The sequence below is a fragment of the Chitinophaga sp. RAB17 genome, from assembly GCF_052114225.1.
Taxonomy (GTDB): Bacteria; Bacteroidota; Bacteroidia; order Chitinophagales; family Chitinophagaceae; genus Chitinophaga.
Genome location: NZ_JBFREI010000001.1, coordinates 659,332 through 679,566, shown reverse-complemented (window position 1 = coordinate 679,566; position 20,235 = coordinate 659,332). Strand labels below are relative to the sequence as shown.

Genomic DNA, 20,235 nt, shown 5'->3' with positions numbered 1-20,235 from the left:
GATGAAATCATATTTTCAGATAGCCGTTGCCGTAATATGCCTGTTTTCCTGTAAGCCGGAAAATAAACCGGTAGCTGCCAGTGTATCACAGGCCTGGCAATCGCAGCTGGATAGCCTGCTGCCCCTGCTGGGACACCGCAACTGGGTTATTATTGCCGACAAGGCATTTCCGCTGCAATCCTCTCCCGGTATGGTATACATCAATACTGATGCTACGGTGCCGGAAGTGGCCAGCTATACCATCCAACAACTGAATAAAGGAACGCATGTAAGCCCGATACTTTATCTGGATAAGGAGTTATCATTTGTGCCGGGTACCGAAGGTTACCGGGATACACTGCAAGGAATTTTTAAAGGACAGTCGGTGCAAACCCTGTTGCACGATTCTGTTTTTGCAAAGATGGATAAAACAGCCGGCTTGTTTAAAGTGGTGGTGTTAAAAACCAATACAACGGTTGCCTACTCCTCTGTGTTTATTAACCTCGACTGTAAATACTGGAGCGCCGCAAAAGAGCAACAGCTCCGGGAGGTGATGAAAGGAAAGTAAAATTATCCTAACTTCCGCTTATAATTTAAAACAAATGGCGGAGTTAAAATTGTTCATGTTGCTGCTGGGATGTACGCCGGAAGGCCGACATACAGAGCAACATGATGTATTCTTTGGAATTGGCAATCAACTGAGAGATCTTATTCCTGATATGCTGGCCTTCTGGCCGGAAGCAAAAGGTAAACTGCATATTGACGGCTGGAGAGAAGTGAATGTGGTGGATGGACATCAGATCCGAGTGGTAGAAAAGCCCGCTGAGGTTAATCAGGACATGCAATTGTTTTTCCTGAACCTGGGTGGTTACAAACCAAATGAAATGGAAGAGTTTCATTATAAAATCCTCAGCGTACAAAAAGACATTGGCGCTGCTATCAGGGCTTCCAAAGAAACTACCTTTTTTAAGCATACTACTTTTGGAACAGCTACTTCCCATGTAGATGATAAATATGGGGTAGATGTGGATGATATGCACGTAGTCAAAGATATTTTTCCGGCACATCTGAAAGAAAAGTATACGCTGGAGATAAGCCCTGCAACAGCTGTTGCAGCGGATGAACTTCACCTGGGATATTTTCAGTTGAGTAAAATATGAATGAATCATTACGTATAGCCTGGGAGCAATATCAGCATCTCTATGAAGAGATCAGCGTGCCTGCCCGCACCATTCTGCTGGAAGAAGGGAAGGTGGCGCGCTATGCTTATTATATTGTAGAAGGTGGTGTACGTGTTTGGTTCAATAATAAAGGCAGGGATACTTCTTTCCAGTTCTTTTTTGAAGGGGAAGGAGTATCCTCCATTGAAAGCTTTCGTTCCGGTCAGCCCAGTATGTTTACAATAGAAACACTGTCCCCGTCAAAGTTGCTTAAAATAGCAAAGGACGATTTTGCTACTATTGTAAACAGTATCCCCGGATTTAAAGCGGAGCTGGAGGAAGTTATTTTCCAGCGCCTGTTGCATTATAGCAAATTGTTTGTTTCCCAGATCAGGGACACGCCTCAGGAAAGATATGAGGCCCTTCTTAAAGAACAGCCCCGTATTATACAGCGGGTGCCATTGCAGTATATCGCTTCCTTCCTGGGCATCACGCCCGTTTCTCTCAGCCGTATCCGGAATAAGCTTCAGAAATAATTTCTTAACAATTGTAAAGTGATCCTGTTTTTTGGGGGCTGACCTTTGGCTTATCAAAAACAGATATCACTATGAACGGAGCAATAGTAGCCAAAGCAGGACAGGTTCCTCAATATAGATTCTTCCCCGATCCGGTACCGGGTAATCATGAACAGATAGTAAAGGTGAAAGCGGCAGCTATACACCCCATTGTAAAAGCGATTGTGGCGGGACAGCATTATTCAGCCGGAGGCGATCAGCCTTTTGTGGCAGGTGTAGATGGCACCGGGGTGTTGGAAGATGGTACCCGTGTGTATTTCGGCGGTTTACGCAAGCCCTATGGCACCATGGCAGAATATGGTGTAGCAGATAAAAACTGGTGTGTGCCTTTACCGGATGGCATCAGTGATAGCATGGCCGCGGCCATTTTTAATCCGGCAATGTCTTCCTGGCTGGCATTAAGTCATCGTGGGCAATTGCAACCTGGTGAAACAGTGCTTATCCTGGGTGCTACCGGCGCAGCAGGTAAGCTGGCCGTACAAATCGCCAAAGAGCTGGGTGCTGGTAAGGTCATTGCAGCAGGCCGTAATAAGGCAGTTTTAGCGCAGTTGCCGGCGTTAGGAGCAGATGAGTGTATTGCATTGGATCAATCGCCGGAAGACCTTATAAAAGCCTTTGCCGCCCAGTCATATGATGTGGTGATTGATTATCTCTGGGGTGCGCCTGTGAGCGCACTAATCACTGCTATCACTGGTAAGGAGTTGATGAAAGAAGCGCCACGTACCCGCCTGGTACAGGTGGGCGCTATGGCTGGCAGTCATATTTCTCTTCCGGCAGAAGCATTGCGGAGTTCCAGGCTGGAAATACTGGGTAGTGGCGGTGGTAGCGTGGCTCCGGAGGCTATCTTTAAAGCGTTCCCGGAAGTGATAAAACGTGCAGCCGCCGGTAAGCTGGTAATTGATCTGGTGGAAATGCCCCTGTGCGAAGTTGCGGCAGCGTGGAAACTGGAAACCACCAATGGCAGCAGGATAGTGTTGCTGCCGGGGGAAAACCGGTAAACATCTTACCATGACCGCCTGTCATTAAGCATTTGAAGGGTTGGTAGCGTTTTTATACTTTCGGACAAAACCAACCAATCATTAAACGAATGAAAAGAATCCTCCTCATCTGCCTGGGAACAGTGGCTGTTTCCGGCGCATTTGCACAAAAAAAGGCGACCATCACTGGTAAGGTGCCTGCTGCCTTTGATAATGAATACATCTTTCTTTTTAAAGCCGCCGGCAACGGGTATAAGCCATTAGATTCCGCCCTGGTGGAAAAGGGCGCCTTTAAGCTGACTTACGAAGTAGCAGATACTGCCGAAGCAATGCTGAGCATCCGCCTGAAAGATGATAAAGCAAAGAGTGGTAACCGCGCATTGTTTATCACGCCAACAGACAACATGAAGTTCACGCTGAAAAATGCAGGGTCACAGAATCTGCTGGATGGTGCTGAAATTAAAGGCTCTGCTTTTACCAAACAACAGGATGAGCTGAACGCTACCGTTGCCAGCCAGACCAAAAGCATGGACTCCCTGCGTACTGTTGCACAGCATATGATGATGACGGAACCAAGAGATACCACTGGTTACTACAACATGAGCATGGCTTTCAGAAAGCTGATGGAAGAACAGGAATCACTGCAGGGAAAATTCATGCTGGCACATCCCGATTATTATGTGAGTCTTGTAACCCTGCGTAAAAAAATGGGCGGACGTGTAATGGATGTAGAAGGTACCCAAAAGGTATTTGATAAATTTCCGCTGGCACTGCGCCAATCCACTTTAGGATTGAAAGCAGAAGCACTGCTGAAAGCATCGGCTACGCTGGCAGTAAACCAGGTAGCTCCTGATTTTTCTGCAGCCACACCGGATGGTAAAACCATGAAGCTTTCTGACCTGCGTGGTAAATATGTATTGCTCGATTTCTGGGCGAGCTGGTGTGGTCCCTGCCGCGCTGAAAATCCAAACGTGGTAAAAGCGTATAATCGCTTTAAGGATAAAAACTTTGACATCCTGGGAGTATCGCTCGATAGAACCGGTGATCAGGCGAAATGGACGGCTGCTATTGAAAAGGATGGTCTTGCCTGGCATCACGTAAGCGATCTGAAATGGTGGGACAGTGCAGTGGCTAAACTTTATATGATCAATTCTATTCCACAGAATTTCCTGCTCGATCCACAAGGCCGCATTGTTGCGATGAACCTGCGTGGAGAAGCATTGGAAGAAGCGCTGGAAAAAGTAATACATTAAGTAATAATCGTATCATATTTATCCATTTCCGGCATGGTATATGCATTATGTCAAATCGAAATTTTTATTCGGTGAAATGGATGACAATGGACCACCCGTTCCGGTTTCCCGGGACGGGTTTTTTTATATGATTTATTTTGTTACTTTTAATACGTGTTATATTGACATTTAATTGAGTCCACGTATGAAGTACATCCACCGGTTACTATTAATGGCGTCTGTGATACTGGGCGCCTGTCACTCCAACCAGCCAACAGCGACCACCGTACCACTAACGGAAGCGCAGCTACGCTTACCTGAAAATGCCGTCAGTGGCCTTAAAACCAGGGATGGGTTGGAAACGACCCTGTTCGCCAGCGAGCCGACCATCATGAATCCTACAAATATGGACATTGATGAAAARGGAAGGGTGTGGATAACAGAGGCCTATAACTACCGCAATGAACTAAACCCGGGACATCCTTACAAAAAGGAAGGTGACCGCATCATGATACTGGAAGACCTGGATGGAGACGGCAAAGCCGATACCGCCAAAGTTTTTTACCAGGATACCAGCATTAATGCTGCACTGGGAATCTGTGTACTTGGTAATCGGGTGATTGTATCCTGCAGCCCCAATGTTTTCATTTTCACTGATACAGATGGTGATGATAAAGCCGATAAGAAAGAACTGCTGTTTCGCGGTATTGGCGGAATACAGCACGACCATGCCATCCATGCGTTTACGTTTGGACCGGACGGAAAGCTGTATTTCAATTTTGGAAATGCCGGTGATAGCATACTTGATAAGAATGGGAGGGTGATAAAAGATGTGGACGGAAACATGATTGCCAACAAAGGCAAACCCTACCGGCAGGGTATGATCTTTCGCTGCAACATGGATGGCAGCGAACTGGAAGTGATGGCGCATAACTTCCGCAACAACTATGAAGTAGCGGTAGATGCTTTTGGTAATATGTGGCAGAGTGATAATGATGATGATGGTAACCGGGGCGTTCGTATTAATTATATTCTCGAACATGGCAACTATGGATATACGGATGAGATGACCGGCGCAGGCTGGTCATCCCGCCGTATGAATATGGAAGATTCTATTCCTTACCGGCACTGGCATCTCAACGATCCGGGCGTGGTACCTAATTTATTGCAAACGGGTTCCGGATCACCTACCGGTATGGTGGTGTATGAAGGAGAACTGCTGCCGGCGCTGTTCCGTAACCAGATGATCCATGGCGAACCGGGGCATAATGTTGTGAGATCTTATCCTGTTAAAAAGAACGGTGCCGGCTATACGGCTACCATTGAGAATATACTGGAAAGTGGTGCGGATCAATGGTTTCGTCCTTCCGATGTTTGCGTAGCACCGGATGGTTCTCTCTTTGTGGCTGACTGGTACGATCCGGGAGTAGGTGGTCACCAGGTGGCCGACCTGGACCGTGGTCGTGTATTTCGTATAGCCCCGGCCGGTAGCCCGTATAAAATAAAGCCACCGGTGATCAATAGTGCCGCCAGCGCTGTTGAAGCATTGAAGAATCCTAACGGCAGCACCCGATACCTGGCCTGGACAAAACTTCGCAGTATGGGCGCTGCTGCAGAAAAAGAATTGCAGTCGCTGTACAGTAGCAACAATCCCCGCTACCGGGCACGTGCGCTTTGGTTACTAAGCAGGCTGCCTAACGGTGCCGGATATATTAAAACGGCATTGCAGGATAAAGACGAAGATATCCGTATCGCGGCGATACGGGCCGCTAAGGAGAGTGGCGTTAGCTATGGCAATATGTTGGTAACAGATACCTCTGCAGCTGTGCGCCGGCAGGCATTGCTGGCCATGTACCATAGCCATGAAGCAGATATGCCGGGTAACTGGGCCTTGATGGCTGCACAGTATAACGGAAAAGACCGCTGGTACCTCGAAGCCCTGGGCATTGGTGCAGATGGCAACTGGGAAGCCTGTTTCAACGCATGGAGGAAGCTGCCAGTTAATACCAGGTATCCGTCTGCCGACCATGATATCATATGGCGGGCAAGAACACCCGCCGCATTACCTTTGTTAGCCGCACTGATCCAGGAACCGGGTAACGATACCCGGCAGAATAAGCGTTATTTCCGTGCCTTCGATTTTTATCCCTCAGCAGAAAGCACCCCGGTGTTATTAAGTCTGCTTAAAGACGATCCGAAACAGTACTGGATAAATGCACTTGCGCTGCTGCAACTGAATGCGGCGGCGCTTCCAAAAACGCCGGCGATGACAGCTTTGCTGCATAACAGTCTGGCTGTATTCAAAGGCGAGATGGAATACGTGGACCTGGTGCTTAAGTATCACCTCCGTGATCAGAATGAAACATTACTGCAAATGGTGCTCGATTCGCATAGGGACGATCTGCAGGGCTATAGCATGAAAACACTGCTGCAATGCGGTGGTCAGCCACTGGTGATCAAAACCCTTCAGCAGTCCGATTCCGCCACAGCATTTGCATTGGTAGCTGCGTTGGGAAAGGCGCAGGACCGAAGTAACCGGGAACTGCTATCGGCGCTGATGCGAAACAACGTATACACTTTGCCGTTAAGACAACTGGCTACACGCAACCTGGGCCGCGGTTGGGACGGATATGCCGATTTGTGGAACATGGTGGCCAATAAATCTTTGCCTGCCGACCTGGATACCGTAGCCAGGGCAGTACTCACACACGCATGGCGACAGGATATCAAAGCCAAGGCTGTAGCTTATTATGAGCCTGCAGCCACGCACCACGACCTGCCCACCGTAGATAAATTGGTCACCAGGAAGGGGGATATCTCCGGAGGAAAAAAAGTATTTGCCAGTTATTGCGCTACCTGCCACATAGCAGGCAATACCGGCGTAAACTTTGGCCCGGCACTTTCTGAAATAGGCAGCAAGCTCACAAAAAGTGCTATCTACGACGCCATTATCCAGCCGGATGCAGGTATTAGCTTTGGGTTTGAAGGATATTTTTTTAAGTTGAAAGATGGATCACAGGTATTGGGTTATGTAGCCAGCGAAACAAAGGAAGAAGTAGATGTACGAACAGCTGGAGGACAGGGAGTGAAACTAAAGAAGAATGACATCATCTCCAGGAAGGCGTATGAACATTCCCTGATGCCTACGGGCCTGGCTACGGCCATGTCGCAGCAGGAGCTGGTAGACCTGGTGGAATACCTCGCCGCGCTGAAAAAGTAGTCCATTACTTTTTTCGTAAGTTTGTGTTGTCATTTTAAATGCGGCGTCATGGCATTGTCAGCAACACATCCGTTAATTTCTGAAGGCTTTTTTATCGCAGCGATCACTGCCAGCGGCAGGGCGGATATTGCCAAAGACAATGAAATGCTCTGGATCTGTGAGGGAAGTGGATCAGTGGAGATTGCCGGTACCACTTTCCCGGTAACACCCGGTAGTTTATTGCTGATAGGGAAAGGGCAATCCTGGCGTACCGCTAAACAGCCTGCGTTGAAAGCTATTCACCTGGTGTTCGGGGATTGCTTCTGGGACAAAACACCGGTGAGCGCACGCAATTGTAAAGCTACGCTGTATGGAAACATTGAAGCCTATCAACACTTTACGCCGGCCGGCGAAGAAGGTGAAAATATTTACCGCCTGCTCAGGGATATGCTGCTGGAATATCAAACGCCGGACTATTCCAATAAAGCAGATGTGCTGGCAGCTTACCTGAAAATACTGATCATTAAAATTGCCAATATTGACGCCGCATTATCTGCCGATACCAACAATCATCATTACAAAATATACCAGCAGTTTATAGCATTGTTACAGGATGATGCCCATCATACCCATCATGTAAATATATTTGCACAGCAACTGCATATTTCCCCCCGTAAGCTGATGGATATATGCCAGTTATATAGCAATAAGACGCCCAAGATGCTGATCAGCGAACAGCTAACAGCTACGGCTAAACGTTTACTGCAGTTTTCCACAACCCCGGTAAAAGAAATTGCTTTTCAGCTTAATTTTTCCACACCATACCAGTTTAGTAACTTCTTCAAAAAACAAACTACGATGGCTCCCCTGGAGTTCAGAAGCCGGTTTGTACAAATTGGTATGTGATTCACCGCTTTTGGTATTCCCTGCGGTTAGCCATGCGCCTACATTTGCAGAATAAAAGCAAATGATATGTGTAAAACAACTTTAACAACAATAGCTGGTGTGAAAATTCCCGACAGTAAGCTGGCTGTACAGGCAACAGAATTATTATGCGAGCATGGCAATGAATTCCTGTACAATCACTCGCTTCGTGTTTTTATTTTTTCCGTATTGAACGGGCAGCGTGCCGGACTAAAATTTGATCCGGAGCTACTGTATATCAGTGCTGCTTTTCATGATCTGGGACTCACACCACATTACAGCAGCCCGGATAAAAGATTTGAAGTAGATGGTGCCAATGCGGCCCGTGCTTTTCTGCAGAGCAACGATGTCCCGCCTGCTGCAGTGCAACTGGTGTGGGATACCATTGCATTGCATACGACTATTGGTATTGCGGAATACAAAGAGCCGGAAGTAGCATTGATGTATAGTGGTGTTGGTTTGGATGTAATGGGAGAAGGATATGAACACTTGTCTGATGAGCATAGAAACGCTATCCTGGCGGCTTTCCCGCGTACTGATTTTAAGAAGAAAATCATCCCGGCTTTTTTCAGTGGTTTCGAACACAAAACAGATACTACTTTTGGCAATATCAAAGCAGATGTTTGCGCGTATATGATCCCTGGATTTAAGAGTAAAAATTTCTGCGACTGCATATTGCATTCGCGTTGGAGTGAATAGTTATCACACCGCGTCAGCACTACTGACGCGGTATTTAACGTTCCAGTATGGCTACTACGCCCATACCACCAGCAGTACAGATAGATACGAGTGCACGTCCGCTGCCGCGTTCCTGCAGTATTTTAGCCGTTTGTGCCAGTATCCGGGTACCGGTGGCAGCAAAGGGATGCCCTATGGCAACGCTACCTCCTTTGGTATTGAGCTTGCTGCGATCTATGCTGCCCAGGGGTGTATCCCAACCCAGCTTTTTGCAGTAGGCCGCATCTTCCCAGGCTTTGAGCGTGGAGAGTACCTGTCCGCAGAAGGCTTCATGGATTTCATATACATCAAAATCCTGCAGCTTTAAGTGATTGCGTTTCAGCATCCGGGCTACGGCGTAAGTGGGCGCCATCAGCAGTCCTTCCCCATTTACATAATCTACCGCAGCGGTTTCGGCATCTACCAGGTGCGCCAGTACCGGCCAGTTTTGTTGCTGTGCATGTTCCTCTGAGGCCAGCAGTAAAGCAGAGGCGCCGTCGGTATAGAGTGTGCTGTTACCCGCTGTGAGTGTGCCGTTGCCGCTGAAGTCAAATGCAGGTTTCAGGGCGGCCAGCTTTTCCGGAGTCGTATCTGCGCGTATAATTGTATCTTTTTTTACGCCTTTGTACTCAATGACGAGGTCATTGAAAAAGCCATCTGCATAAGCTTTGGCGGCATTCATATGACTCCGGTAGGCGAGTGCATCCTGCGCGTCCCGGGTAATGCCCCATTCCTTTACCATTTTTTCGGTGTGTTGTCCCATAGACATACCTGTTCTGGGTTCTACGATAGATGGATATACCGGAGTCAGGTCTTTAAACCGGATAGAAGCAAGTACTTTCAGGCGCTCGCCCAGTGTTTTGGCGCTGCGCAGGGCTACAAGCTTCCAGGCTAGTTGCTGTTGAAATTGCAGCGGGATATCGCTGTTGGTATCGCTGCCTCCACTGATGCCGGTGTCTATTTGTCCGCAGGCAATGCGGAGACCCAGTTGTATGGTTGCATCCAGACTGGTGCCGCAGGCCCTTTGTAAATTATAAGCGGGGGTATGAGGATCCAGTTTAGTGCCTAATACGCATTCTCTCGCAAAGTTCCATTCGGTAGATCTGTTCAGCAAAGCGCCGAGGGCTACTTCCCCCAGTCGTTTTCCTGATAGCTGAAAGCGGTCTACCAGTGCGTTTAAACAGGTAGTCAGCATTTCCTGGTTGCTGATATGATTGTATTCTTTGAAGGACTTAACGAAAGGGATGCGTAGTCCGCCGATGATAGCGACCTTTTTCATAGTGAAGCGCTTTAGCTAAAGTTAATGAATCTGTAGTAAGCCAACAATCACCCCCGATATTTGTTGATGGGATGGAAATTAATCCGATGAAGCTCTTTCCTGCCTCTGATCAAAAAACGCTGCCCGCATCGATTACCAGGGTGGGGATTATAGTGAGTAAATATGATTAACAGGATTCGGTACCGGTTTACCTTCAAAAGCAGCGATTACATTTTGCGCAGCTATCCGCGACATGGCGTTCCTTGTTTCAAGTGTAGCGGAACCTATATGCGGCAACACCGCTACGGTTGGCATGTTCAGCAAAGGATTATCTGCTTTCATGGGTTCAGGATTGGTGACGTCCAGTCCTGCGCCCCATATCTGTCCTTGCTGCAATGCCGCCAGCAGGTCAGTTTCATTATGAATGCCACCCCGTGCTGCGTTGATAAAAATAGCGCTGGGTTTCATTTTACTGAAGGCGTCCTTATTGAATTTTTCCTTTGTTTCCTCCGTGAGTGACGTATGTACACTGATGACATCACTTTGTTGCAGCAGTTCATCGAATGAAACAAAAGTGGCATCCAGTGCTTTTTCTGCTGCCTCATTGCGGTGACGGTTGCAGTAAATTATTTTCATGTCAAATGCAGCACGGCAGCGTTTAGCCATGACCGTTCCAATGTTACCCAGTCCCCATATTCCCAGTGTCTTCCCTTCTATGTCAATACCCAGGTTAGCCGTAGGGCTGGAGAATCCCCATTCTCCTTTTATAATTCTCTTATGTTGATAGAAGGCTTTACGTGCTACCGACAGCATTAATAAAAAGGCGGTATCGGCAGTGGCATTGCTCAACACACCGGGGGTGTTGGTAACCTGTAATCCCAGTTCAGTAGCGGCTTTTACGTCTACGTTATCATAACCCACGGATAACAGGCTAATAACTTTTAAATGCCGGCATTGTTCCATAAAAGGACGGTCTATTTTTCTGCCACCGGCAAAAAACAACGCATCATTTTCATTACATTTCACGATCATTTCTTCCAGGGTAAGTTCTCTCTGGTCCGTCCACTGTGTAACGGTGATGCCTGCACGCTGCATGAGTAGCAGTCCTTCTTCCGGAATTACCCTTGTTGTAAATACCTTCATATAATATTTTCTTTTTTGAGATGTCTGATTAATTATTGCCGGCGCCCGCTGTGGCCAGCACTTTAATAGGTTGTTTCGGGAAATGTATGTTTCGTTTCCATAATTTCCATATTTCAAACCATAGTACGGAAGCGGCTCCAATACCAGCACATACCAGTAATTGAAGTGGTTGTAATGCCGTTATGCTGAAGAATTTTGCTACCGGCGAAATATATAGCATGGCTGCCAGCAGTAAAAGTGTAATAGCAATAACGCCTACCATTAATTTATTATGATTACGCATGCTGTGTATAAAGGAATAATAGAACGAACGGTTAACCAAGGTAAGAAAAATATTGGCGAGTACCAGCGTAGTGAACACCATACTACGGGTGGCTGTTTCGCTATACCCCTGTGAAATACTCCACTGATAAGCGCCCAGCACTCCTGCTGCAATCAGCAGGCCCTGTAGGATGCTGATATTCATTTCACGGAAAGTGAGAAAGGTTTGTGTAATAGGACGGGGTGGTTGCAACATGGCATTTTCTTCCATGGGTTCATTTTCGTATACAATAGAACAGGTAGGTCCCATAATAACTTCCAGGAAAATAACATGTACCGGCGTGAATATATTTGGATATATCCAGCCCAGGAATAATGGGACCGACACGGTGAGTATAATCGGAATATGAATGGAGATGATGTATTGTACCGCCTTTTTAATATTAGTGTATATTCTCCGGCCAATACCAATGGCATCTACCATGCCGCTGAGATCATCATTAACGAGGATCAGTGCTGCGGCTTGTTTGGCAATCTCTGTACCTTTTTTGCCCATGGCAATACCAATATGTGCTGCTTTCAGTGCAGGGCCATCGTTTACACCATCACCTGTCATGGCAACTACCTCATTATCTGCTTTGAGTGCATTGATAGCGGCCAGTTTGGCTTCAGGAAACATGCGGGTGAAAATGTTGACAGACTGCAAAGTTTGCTGCATCTGTGTATTATCCATCTGCATCAGCGTATCGCCATTGATGGCTTTATCGGCATGCGCCAGGCCAGCCTGTTTTGCGATGGCGCAGGTAGTCACGGCGTTATCGCCGGTGATGATTTTGACCGCAATGCCCGCCTGGTAAAATTTGCTGAATACCTCTCCGATATTGGCTTTGGGAGGATCGTAAAAAGCCAGCAAGCCTACAAATGTGAACGGTAATTCCTGTTGTGTAAGCGGATAATTGTTGCCGGAAAAATCGGCGGTAGCCACACCTAGTACGCGGTAGCCTTTTTGCGCCAGCGCATCTACCTGTTCGCTGACTTGTTTTTTTGTTATTTCCGGGAGATGTGAAACTGCTATGATAGCTTCCGGGGCTCCTTTTGCGGCAACGATACGCTGACCGGCTTCATTCTCATAAATATGCGTCATCATAGGCGGTTTGCCTTCTAACGGATATTCATGTATTATTTTGTAGTGTGTTCGCTCGTCTGCTGTTGTCATCTTTTCGTATAGTCCATGCAGTGTTTTCTCCATTGGATCAAAAGGCACTGGTTCACTGGCCCACATGGCCATGGTGACTACATCTGCCGGCAGGTTCTCTGCTTCATACAACCTATGATCTGCCCCACGATAGATGGCAGGCAGACTCATTTTATTTTCAGTGATAGTGCCTGTTTTATCTGTACAAATGATAGTGGCACTCCCTAATGCCTCTACGGTACGGATCTTTTTTACAATTATGCCAATTTGCATGAGTCGCCTGGAACCCAATGCCATAAAGGTGGTAAAGGCCACCGGTATTTCTTCCGGTAAAATAGACATGGCCAGTGTTAATCCCTTCAGAAGACTGTCGGTTAAGCTGCCGCTGCGAATATAGTTAAATAGCCATACTGCCAGGAAAACGCCCACACCGGTGATGGCCATCCATTTCACAAATTGCTGGATCTGTAACTGCAGGAGTGTAGGTTCTTCTTTGATATGGAGGATCGCTTCTCCCAGCTGACCGATTTTGGTTTGGGAGCCAACCTGCTTTACTTCACAGATGGCGAGACCGGAAACAACAACAGTGCCGCTGTATACACGATTATCCTCTGCGTCTGACTGTTTGAAAACTGCATATGCCTCACCTGTCAGCGCCGATTCATTAACGGAAAAGTCGTTGCTGTGTACAATTACACCATCGGCATTGATGGTATTGCCTTCGGATACCAGCATCATGTCGCCGGTCACTATTTCACTGGTAGGAATACTTTTTAATATGCTGTTACGGATTACCTTACTCAGAGGTTCATTCATTTTTTCCAATGCGCCCAGTGCTTTGCGGCTGCGACTATCCTGGTAGAAAGAGATGCCGGATACGAGTGCTATGGCGGCCAGCATGAAATAGGCTTCCCCAAGTTCGCCCATAATAAAATAAATAACAGTGACGGCTATGAGCAGCATGAGCATAGGTTCTGCCAGGATTTCCTTTAACAGGAGCAGGAGCGGATTGTTGTCAGGAAGAAGAGGAGTATTGCTGCCGTACTTTTGTCTGGAGGCTGCTACCTCCATGTCGTCCAAACCTTTAATGTGCTCCGGTAGATTAGTCTGTCCTGCCATGTGAGTAGTTTTGGTGAATAGTGCCTCACTAAATTTACGAATTATGTAATTGATCATTACATTTACCTTCTTTATAATACTAACAGTGAAATAAATGAAAAGAAAAAAATTGCTGGCAGGGCTATTCCTATGCCTGTCTTCGACTGTGTTTGCACAGGACTTTCCTGCTGTGCAGCAGCTGGCACAACGCCGGGTTCCGTGGCTGGCAAAATCGCTGGTGTTAAAAAGTATAGCGGCAGAGAATAACAAGGATATATTTGAAATTACTACCCCGGGCAAAGAAGTGCGCATTGCAGCCTCCAGTGCGAGTGCCGCCGCTGCCGGACTGAACTGGTACCTGAAGTATTACTGCCACCGCTCTATGTCGCATATGGGAGATAATCTTGCTCCTGTATCTCCGCTGCCTGCTGTAAAAACACCCGTGCATATCAATACTGCCTATGATTACCGCTATGCCCTGAACTATTGCACGATCAGCTATACGATGAGTTATTACAGCTGGAAGGACTGGGAGCATGAGCTGGACTGGATGGCACTCAATGGGGTGAACGTGATGCTGGCTACTATGGGTACCGAAGCGGTATGGCAGCATACCCTGGAGCGCCTGGGCTACAGCACCGAAGAAGCCCGCCGTTTCTTAGCAGGACCGGGCTTTACCGCCTGGTGGCTCATGGGCAACCTCGAGGGATGGGGTGGTCCGGTTACACAGCAGATGATAGACCAGCAGACCACGCTGGAAAAACAAATACTGGCACGCATGAAAGGATTGGGCATTGCCCCGGTGCTTCAGGGCTTTTACGGAATGGTGCCGGTGAATCTGAAAGAGAAAATGCCTGTTAAAGTGGTTGAGCAGGGTAAGTGGGCTGGTGGCTTCCAGCGGCCGGATTTCCTTATCCCGGGCGACAGTAACTTCACGAACATTGCGGGCATCTACTATGAAGAGCTCAAAAAATTATATGGTAGTGACATCCGCTTTTTTGCGGGAGATCCTTTTCACGAAGGAGGTATTAGCAAAGGGGTAGATGTAACTGCAGCTGCCGGCATTATTCAGCAAACCATGCAACAGCATTTTCCGGGCAGTACCTGGGTGTTGCAGGGCTGGCAGGCCAACCCTTCCGGCGCCTTATTAGCTGGTCTTGATAAGTCTAAAGTACTGGTGCAGGAGCTTTTTGGTGAAAATACGGCGAACTGGGAAACACGTAAAGGATATGAAGGCACCCCATTTATCTGGTGCAGTGTGAATAACTTCGGAGAAAAGGCGGGACTATATGGTAAGCTGCAGCGCTTTGCGGATGAAACATGGCGTGCTGCACATAGTCCCTATGGCCCCTTGTTTAAAGGCGTAGGCATTATGCCGGAAGGGATCCACAATAACCCGGTTATCTACGACCTGATACTGGAACTCGCCTGGCATCCGGAAAAAGTGGAAGTAACAGACTGGATAAAATCATATGTACGTTACCGTTATGGTACCGATAATCCACAGATCCAGGCGGCCTGGCAGGGATTGGTGGCTACTGCTTACAGCAGCTTTCCACAATACCAGGAAGGACCCAACGAATCTGTTTTCTGTGCACGTCCTACCTTGAAAGATGTACCCGTATCGTCCTGGGGTACGCGTAAACGTAATTATGATACTAAAGCTTTTGCAGCCGCAGTGGCCACTTTTATGAAGGCTGCTCCCGCCATGAAGAATAACACGACCTACGAAATTGATGCGATCGATTTTCAACGGCAGGTGAATGCAAATCGTGGTGAAGAGATTTATGCTAACATGGTGGCAGCTTTCGTGCAAAAAGATCTCGCTGCTTTTAAGCAAACTTCCGGCAGCTTTTTGTCGCTCATGCAGCAACAGGATTTATTGCTCAGCGGCAACAAACATTTCCGTCTGGATACCTGGGTGAATGCTGCACAAAACCTGGGACAAACACCAGCGGAGAAATCACTGCTGATAAAGAACGCTAAAACCCAGATCACTTATTGGGGACCGGATAACCCGGCCACAGAATTGCATGAATATGCCAATAAGGAATGGGGTGGCTTAATGCGCAGCTTTTACCTGCCACGCTGGAAGATGTATATTGTTGCCCTTACAAATCAGTTGCAGGGCAAAGATACCCCGGTGCCTGACTTCTTCCCGTGGGAGCAAAAATGGACAGCGCAATAAATGGTGCCGGCGCCCTTGTTCGTTTATGAACAATAGCTATACTGAAAATGGACAGGGCGCCGCCTGTTTAGATATGTAAATAATTGATTATCAAAGGTGCCGGAACCCGGCACTTTTTTTATTTATGGTAGGCAAATCCTTATGCAATGTTTAGGAGCTATTGTAAAATCGCGTTCAGAAGTCTGATAAAGAATAGATTTACCTCATTCGTTAACATCGGTGGTTTGGCAATCAGCCTGACCAGCTTCCTGATCATTTTACTTTACCTGAATTATGAACTGAGTTACGATCAGTGGGATCCATCACTGCAACAGGTATACAGGGTATCCCAACAGTCGCCCGGCAACTTCGCAAACAATCCGGCGCCGGCGCCACTGGCTCCTTTATTGCAGCAGCATATGCCGGAAATAACGGCGTATACACGTATTCAACCTTCTGGTGGTTATGAGCTGCTGATTAGTTATGGAACTAAAAAATTATATCAGAAAGATGTGGTGATGGCCGATAGCGGATTTCTGCAGGTATTTCCCTATCAGTTGCTGGCAGGCAATGCTGCTACTGCCTTCCGGGAACCGGCATCCGCCCTCATCTCTACAGAGGTAAGTCATAAGTTGTTTGGTGATGCAGATCCGATCGGCAAGGTGATACAAATCTTCAATAAGATGCCTTTTACAGTTACAGGTGTAATAGCCACGCCAGGAGGCCCTTCCCATCTGCATGCGGCCATGATTCTCCGCAACGCAATGACGGCAGGAGTGGAAAACTCCTGGAGTAACATTTCCTATATTTCGTATGTGCGTTTGAGTAAGCCCATGGCTACCGCGGCACTGGAAGATAAAGTGAATCGTACTTTTTATGATTACCATGAAAAAAACGGCAATCTGAGTTATGCCGCCTTTTTGCAAGCCGGACATACTCCTACACTGCTGACAGATGCGGTGAAGGATATTCATAATTTTCCGCGTTTTGGCAAAAGCCCTTTTAAAACTACCATGATCCTTTTTCTGCTGGCAGGTTTGCTGCTGCTGAGCGGAGCGTTGAATTCCAGCAACCTGTCGCTCGTGAAAACATTGCAGCGCTCACGGGAAGTGGGCGTACGAAAAGTATTGGGTTCCAGCCGAAAACAGATGCTGGGGCAATTCCTGCTGGAGGTATCTATGCAATGTGGTATCAGCGTGTTGTTGGCCATTGGTTTATGTCTTGTCATGTTGCCTGTATTTAACCAAATGTTCGACCTGTCGTTATCCTACTTCCGGCAAATACAATCCTACACGATGTTATGGCAATGCCTTGCTGCTTTGGTGGCGATTGTGCTGATATCCGGTTTATATCCAGCGGTTGTATTTGCCCGGCAGGGTGCGGTGAATGTGCTCAAGGGCAATTTTAGTATGGGGGCCGGCAGCAAGCGGTTTAGTCATTCATTGATTGTTGTACAGTTTGCCGTATCGGTGTTTTTCATCATCGCCGTGCTGGTAATGGCACATCAGATGGATTTTATGAAACACCGGGATATTGGTTTCAATCCGGAGCAGGTGGTGCAGATAGAAGCGAATCAACAAACCCGTGAAAATGATTTCGGACAAACCCGCACGAAGCTGTTACGGATTCCGGGAGTGGAAACCGTTTCCAAAACAACCGCTCTTCCCGGCAATCAAAATGTAGACACCTCTTCTACAGAGTTCCGGTATGGCGGTGAGCATAAATCGCTGACTTCTGTGCGCGTGAGCAGTGACTTTTTTCTTACCCTGGGCATACAGGTGTTAATGGGAAGGACATTTAGTGACGATCATCCGGAAGACCAGGACAATACCGCCATTATCAATGAGTCGGCCGCCAGAACGCTGGGCGTGAAGTTGCCCGTGGGGTCCCGGATCAGCTTTGCTGCCTGCGACAGTGTGCCTTATGAAATAGTAGGTGTAGTAAAGGATTTCCAGGTGCAGGGATTCGACAGTTATATCCGTCCTACCTTGTATAGCATCTCCAATGCGCATTGTACGTATCAGTCGGGAGGCGCATTACTGGTGAAAGTAAACACCGCTAACCTGGATAAGACCCTGGGCGCTATCAATAAACTATGGGAAACAGTAGAACCGGGGTTCCCTTTGCGCTACTCTTTCCTGGATGATAATTTCCAGCAGTTATATAGTAGCTATAACAGGGTGCGGTATATTATTTACGTGTTTACAGTGATTTCTATTTTTATTTCTGTGATGGGCTTATTGGCGTTAACGGTGTATATCACAGAGCAGCGCACCAGGGAAATTGGTATCCGCAGAGTATTGGGGGCGAGCGTGGGGAGTATTGTGACTTTGCTGTCAAAGGATTTCCTCATACTGGTGATCCTGTCTGCGGTCATTGCCACGCCGGTGGCCTGGTATTTACTGGAGCGCTGGTTGCAGGATTTCGCTTACCATGTACAAATCAGCTGGATATTGTTTGCAGTGGCAGCTGCCGGAGCGCTGTTGATCGCCTTTGTTACCGTGGGTTTACAGGCGCTGAAGGCGGCCAGTGCTAATCCGGCTCACAGTTTAAGAGCAGATTGATTTTCCGGGAATGCCAAACAGAAAATGTGCAGGATGTGTTAATTATAGTTAAACAACAGGTGTCGGCTTGTCAGCGGCACAGAGATTGTGAGATTATTTTTTATCACATCATCTGTCACAAATCTAACTGTCAGCATTTCATATGGAGGAATCAGCGAGGGGGAACCGTTTTATTGCCTATATCACCGCAAATAAGTGGATGGCCTTCGCTATCGCTTTCATCCTCTTATTAAGATTTTCTTTTATTGGCGTAATGGGCGCTATGCCCCAGGATGCCTATTACTATTTTTACGGGCAGCATTTCGCACTTTCCTATTTTGATCATCCTCCGGCTATCGCCTGGATTTTAAGGGCATTTACAGACTTGTTTGGCCGGCATGTGTTTGTGATCAAGCTGGCCGACACCCTGGTAACCATTGGTACGTTGCTGGCCTTTTACCGGCTATCGCGCTGTTTCCTGTCCTTGCCAAGGGCCTGGAATGGCTTGTTGCTGCTATCTGCCACATTGATGGTGACCATCTTATCACTGGTATCAACGCCGGATGTACCGTTGCTGTTTTTCTGGTCTCTTTCCCTGATCGCTATTTACCGGGCGGTATTTGAAGAACGCAAAGGCTATTGGATATGGGCCGGTATTGCAATGGGACTGGCCTTTGATAGTAAGTATACCGCTATCTTTCTGCCTGCCGGTGCAGTATTGTACTTATTGTTGTCTCAGCAGCATCGCCGGTACTTATGGTCTCCCTGGTTTTTTACCAGCATCCTGTTTTTCTGCATTACTATTTTGCCGGTAGTCATCTGGAATGTGGATAACAACTTTGCCTCTTTCCGCTTCCAGTCGTCCGAAAGGGTAGGAGGAGTAGAGTTCCATCCGCTGGACTTTTTCGGTGTACTCGGGCACCAGGCGGCTATCCTGTTACCGGTATTACTTGTTGTCCTGTTTTACTATTGCTATAAATTGGTGCGTAAATATAAGTGGCATATTACCCGTATTCCGGCGCCGCAACTCTTTCTCTTATGTTTCTTTTTGCCCGTTTTTGCCATTTTCCTGTTAATATCTCCTATATACTGGGTAAAGATCAACTGGATGATGCCAGCTTATATCACGGGTATTATCTGGATCAGCACCTGGATTACCTTTAAATATGTACGTTGGCAATGGATCTGCTCATTGGTTGTTCACCTGGCACTGGCGGTGGAAATCATTTTTTATCCGGTCCCCATTCACTCTGATGATACTATGATAGGTTGGGGAGGACTGGGCGCTGGCGTAAAAAGTCTGGCTGCGGAGTATCCGGATGATTTCATTTTTTCTGCCGATGACTACAAAACCAGTGCAATGCTGAATTTATACCTGGGACACATGGTGTATTCCAGGAATATTATTGGAGAAAATGCCCTGCAGTTTGATTTTATAGGAACAGATATGAATGCCCTCAAAGGAAGAAATGCCCTTTTTATTAACTCACTCACTGACCTGAACGATGCTGTAGATGAGCTCGCATTTATAAAGAAATTATCTCCCTTCTTCAGCTCCGTTAAGCAGCTGCCTCCCATTGTGGTAACGCAACATGGCCGTGTAGTAAGGAAGTTCCTGGTATTCCGGTGTATGGATTATCATCCGCCGTTATCGAAAGACTGATCATGGTCATCTCAAAAAATGATCACCATCACCGGCTATGGTAATGCCCGTCATTGTCCAGTAATGTAAACAGCAATAGTTTTACAGCAGCAATTGGACATCCACCTGGATTCCTTAGCGTAAACAAATAATGAATGACGGAGA

General features: G+C 47.2%; 14 protein-coding genes. 11 read left to right on the top strand and 3 right to left on the bottom strand.

Annotation, left to right across the window (positions count from 1 at the left end; genetic code table 11):
- Position 1: 1 nt before the first annotated feature.
- The 8 genes from AB4Z08_RS02425 (at position 2) to AB4Z08_RS02390 (ending at position 8,745) form a co-directional block, all read left to right on the top strand.
- On the top strand, positions 2–547 hold the full coding sequence (locus AB4Z08_RS02425) for a hypothetical protein (RefSeq protein WP_441572180.1): 546 nt from the start codon (positions 2–4) through the stop codon (positions 545–547).
- A gap of 34 nt (positions 548–581) precedes the next feature.
- Complete coding sequence (locus tag AB4Z08_RS02420; protein ID WP_441572179.1) at positions 582–1,139, top strand: DUF1543 domain-containing protein; 558 nt, start codon at positions 582–584, stop codon at positions 1,137–1,139.
- Entirely contained in the window at positions 1,136–1,675 is a 540-nt protein-coding gene (locus AB4Z08_RS02415; protein ID WP_441572178.1) for a Crp/Fnr family transcriptional regulator, read from the top strand. The genes AB4Z08_RS02420 and AB4Z08_RS02415 overlap by 4 nt, the downstream gene beginning before the upstream one ends.
- A 71-nt stretch (positions 1,676–1,746) precedes the next feature.
- Positions 1,747–2,712, top strand: a complete 966-nt coding sequence (locus AB4Z08_RS02410; RefSeq protein ID WP_441572177.1) for a quinone oxidoreductase family protein — start codon at positions 1,747–1,749, stop codon at positions 2,710–2,712.
- Positions 2,713–2,801: 89 nt separating this feature from the next.
- Positions 2,802–3,944: a redoxin domain-containing protein gene (locus AB4Z08_RS02405; RefSeq protein ID WP_441572176.1), complete on the top strand. Its 1,143-nt coding sequence runs from the start codon at positions 2,802–2,804 to the stop codon at positions 3,942–3,944.
- A 184-nt stretch (positions 3,945–4,128) separates the two neighbouring features.
- Positions 4,129–7,143 carry a PVC-type heme-binding CxxCH protein gene (locus AB4Z08_RS02400; protein WP_441572175.1) on the top strand — a complete coding sequence of 1,005 codons (3,015 nt, stop codon included), beginning with the start codon at positions 4,129–4,131 and terminating at the stop codon, positions 7,141–7,143.
- A 48-nt stretch (positions 7,144–7,191) separates the two neighbouring features.
- Complete coding sequence (locus tag AB4Z08_RS02395) at positions 7,192–8,028, top strand: helix-turn-helix domain-containing protein (protein WP_441572174.1); 837 nt, start codon at positions 7,192–7,194, stop codon at positions 8,026–8,028.
- 66 nt (positions 8,029–8,094) lie between these two features.
- On the top strand, positions 8,095–8,745 hold the full coding sequence (locus AB4Z08_RS02390; protein WP_441572173.1) for an HD domain-containing protein: 651 nt from the start codon (positions 8,095–8,097) through the stop codon (positions 8,743–8,745).
- Between the two features lie 34 nt (positions 8,746–8,779).
- Here AB4Z08_RS02390 and AB4Z08_RS02385 read toward each other — a convergent pair whose 3' ends face one another.
- From AB4Z08_RS02385 to AB4Z08_RS02375, 3 genes are all read right to left on the bottom strand, one after another.
- Positions 8,780–10,042 carry an acetyl-CoA C-acetyltransferase gene (locus tag AB4Z08_RS02385; RefSeq protein ID WP_441572172.1) on the bottom strand — a complete coding sequence of 421 codons (1,263 nt, stop codon included), beginning with the start codon at positions 10,040–10,042 and terminating at the stop codon, positions 8,780–8,782.
- Between the two features lie 147 nt (positions 10,043–10,189).
- Positions 10,190–11,164, bottom strand: coding sequence for a 2-hydroxyacid dehydrogenase (locus AB4Z08_RS02380; protein ID WP_441572171.1), 975 nt, complete (start codon positions 11,162–11,164; stop codon positions 10,190–10,192).
- 28 nt (positions 11,165–11,192) lie between these two features.
- Positions 11,193–13,739 carry a cation-translocating P-type ATPase gene (locus AB4Z08_RS02375; RefSeq protein WP_441572170.1) on the bottom strand — a complete coding sequence of 849 codons (2,547 nt, stop codon included), beginning with the start codon at positions 13,737–13,739 and terminating at the stop codon, positions 11,193–11,195.
- 94 nt (positions 13,740–13,833) lie between these two features.
- Between AB4Z08_RS02375 and AB4Z08_RS02370 the strand changes: the two genes are divergently transcribed.
- The 3 genes from AB4Z08_RS02370 (at position 13,834) to AB4Z08_RS02360 (ending at position 20,091) form a co-directional block, all read left to right on the top strand.
- The gene (locus AB4Z08_RS02370; RefSeq protein ID WP_441572169.1) at positions 13,834–15,906 is read left to right on the top strand and encodes an alpha-N-acetylglucosaminidase; all 2,073 of its coding nucleotides are present in this window, start codon (positions 13,834–13,836) and stop codon (positions 15,904–15,906) included.
- Between the two features lie 146 nt (positions 15,907–16,052).
- Entirely contained in the window at positions 16,053–18,449 is a 2,397-nt protein-coding gene (locus tag AB4Z08_RS02365; RefSeq protein ID WP_441572168.1) for an ABC transporter permease, read from the top strand.
- Between the two features lie 142 nt (positions 18,450–18,591).
- The gene (locus tag AB4Z08_RS02360) at positions 18,592–20,091 is read left to right on the top strand and encodes an ArnT family glycosyltransferase (protein ID WP_441572167.1); all 1,500 of its coding nucleotides are present in this window, start codon (positions 18,592–18,594) and stop codon (positions 20,089–20,091) included.
- Positions 20,092–20,235 lie beyond the last annotated feature (144 nt).

Excerpts from the sequence above, each read along its gene's own strand:
- AB4Z08_RS02425 (WP_441572180.1), top strand. The coding sequence starts at position 2 with ATGAAATCATATTTTCAGATAGCCGTTGCCGTAATATGCCTGTTTTCC.
- AB4Z08_RS02420 (WP_441572179.1), top strand. The coding sequence starts at position 582 with ATGGCGGAGTTAAAATTGTTCATGTTGCTGCTGGGATGTACGCCGGAA.
- AB4Z08_RS02415 (WP_441572178.1), top strand. The coding sequence starts at position 1,136 with ATGAATGAATCATTACGTATAGCCTGGGAGCAATATCAGCATCTCTAT.
- AB4Z08_RS02410 (WP_441572177.1), top strand. The coding sequence starts at position 1,747 with ATGAACGGAGCAATAGTAGCCAAAGCAGGACAGGTTCCTCAATATAGA.
- AB4Z08_RS02405 (WP_441572176.1), top strand. The coding sequence starts at position 2,802 with ATGAAAAGAATCCTCCTCATCTGCCTGGGAACAGTGGCTGTTTCCGGC.
- AB4Z08_RS02395 (WP_441572174.1), top strand. The coding sequence starts at position 7,192 with ATGGCATTGTCAGCAACACATCCGTTAATTTCTGAAGGCTTTTTTATC.
- AB4Z08_RS02390 (WP_441572173.1), top strand. The coding sequence starts at position 8,095 with ATGTGTAAAACAACTTTAACAACAATAGCTGGTGTGAAAATTCCCGAC.
- AB4Z08_RS02385 (WP_441572172.1), bottom strand. The coding sequence starts at position 10,042 with ATGAAAAAGGTCGCTATCATCGGCGGACTACGCATCCCTTTCGTTAAG.
- AB4Z08_RS02380 (WP_441572171.1), bottom strand. The coding sequence starts at position 11,164 with ATGAAGGTATTTACAACAAGGGTAATTCCGGAAGAAGGACTGCTACTC.
- AB4Z08_RS02375 (WP_441572170.1), bottom strand. The coding sequence starts at position 13,739 with ATGGCAGGACAGACTAATCTACCGGAGCACATTAAAGGTTTGGACGAC.
- AB4Z08_RS02370 (WP_441572169.1), top strand. The coding sequence starts at position 13,834 with ATGAAAAGAAAAAAATTGCTGGCAGGGCTATTCCTATGCCTGTCTTCG.
- AB4Z08_RS02365 (WP_441572168.1), top strand. The coding sequence starts at position 16,053 with ATGTTTAGGAGCTATTGTAAAATCGCGTTCAGAAGTCTGATAAAGAAT.
- AB4Z08_RS02360 (WP_441572167.1), top strand. The coding sequence starts at position 18,592 with ATGGAGGAATCAGCGAGGGGGAACCGTTTTATTGCCTATATCACCGCA.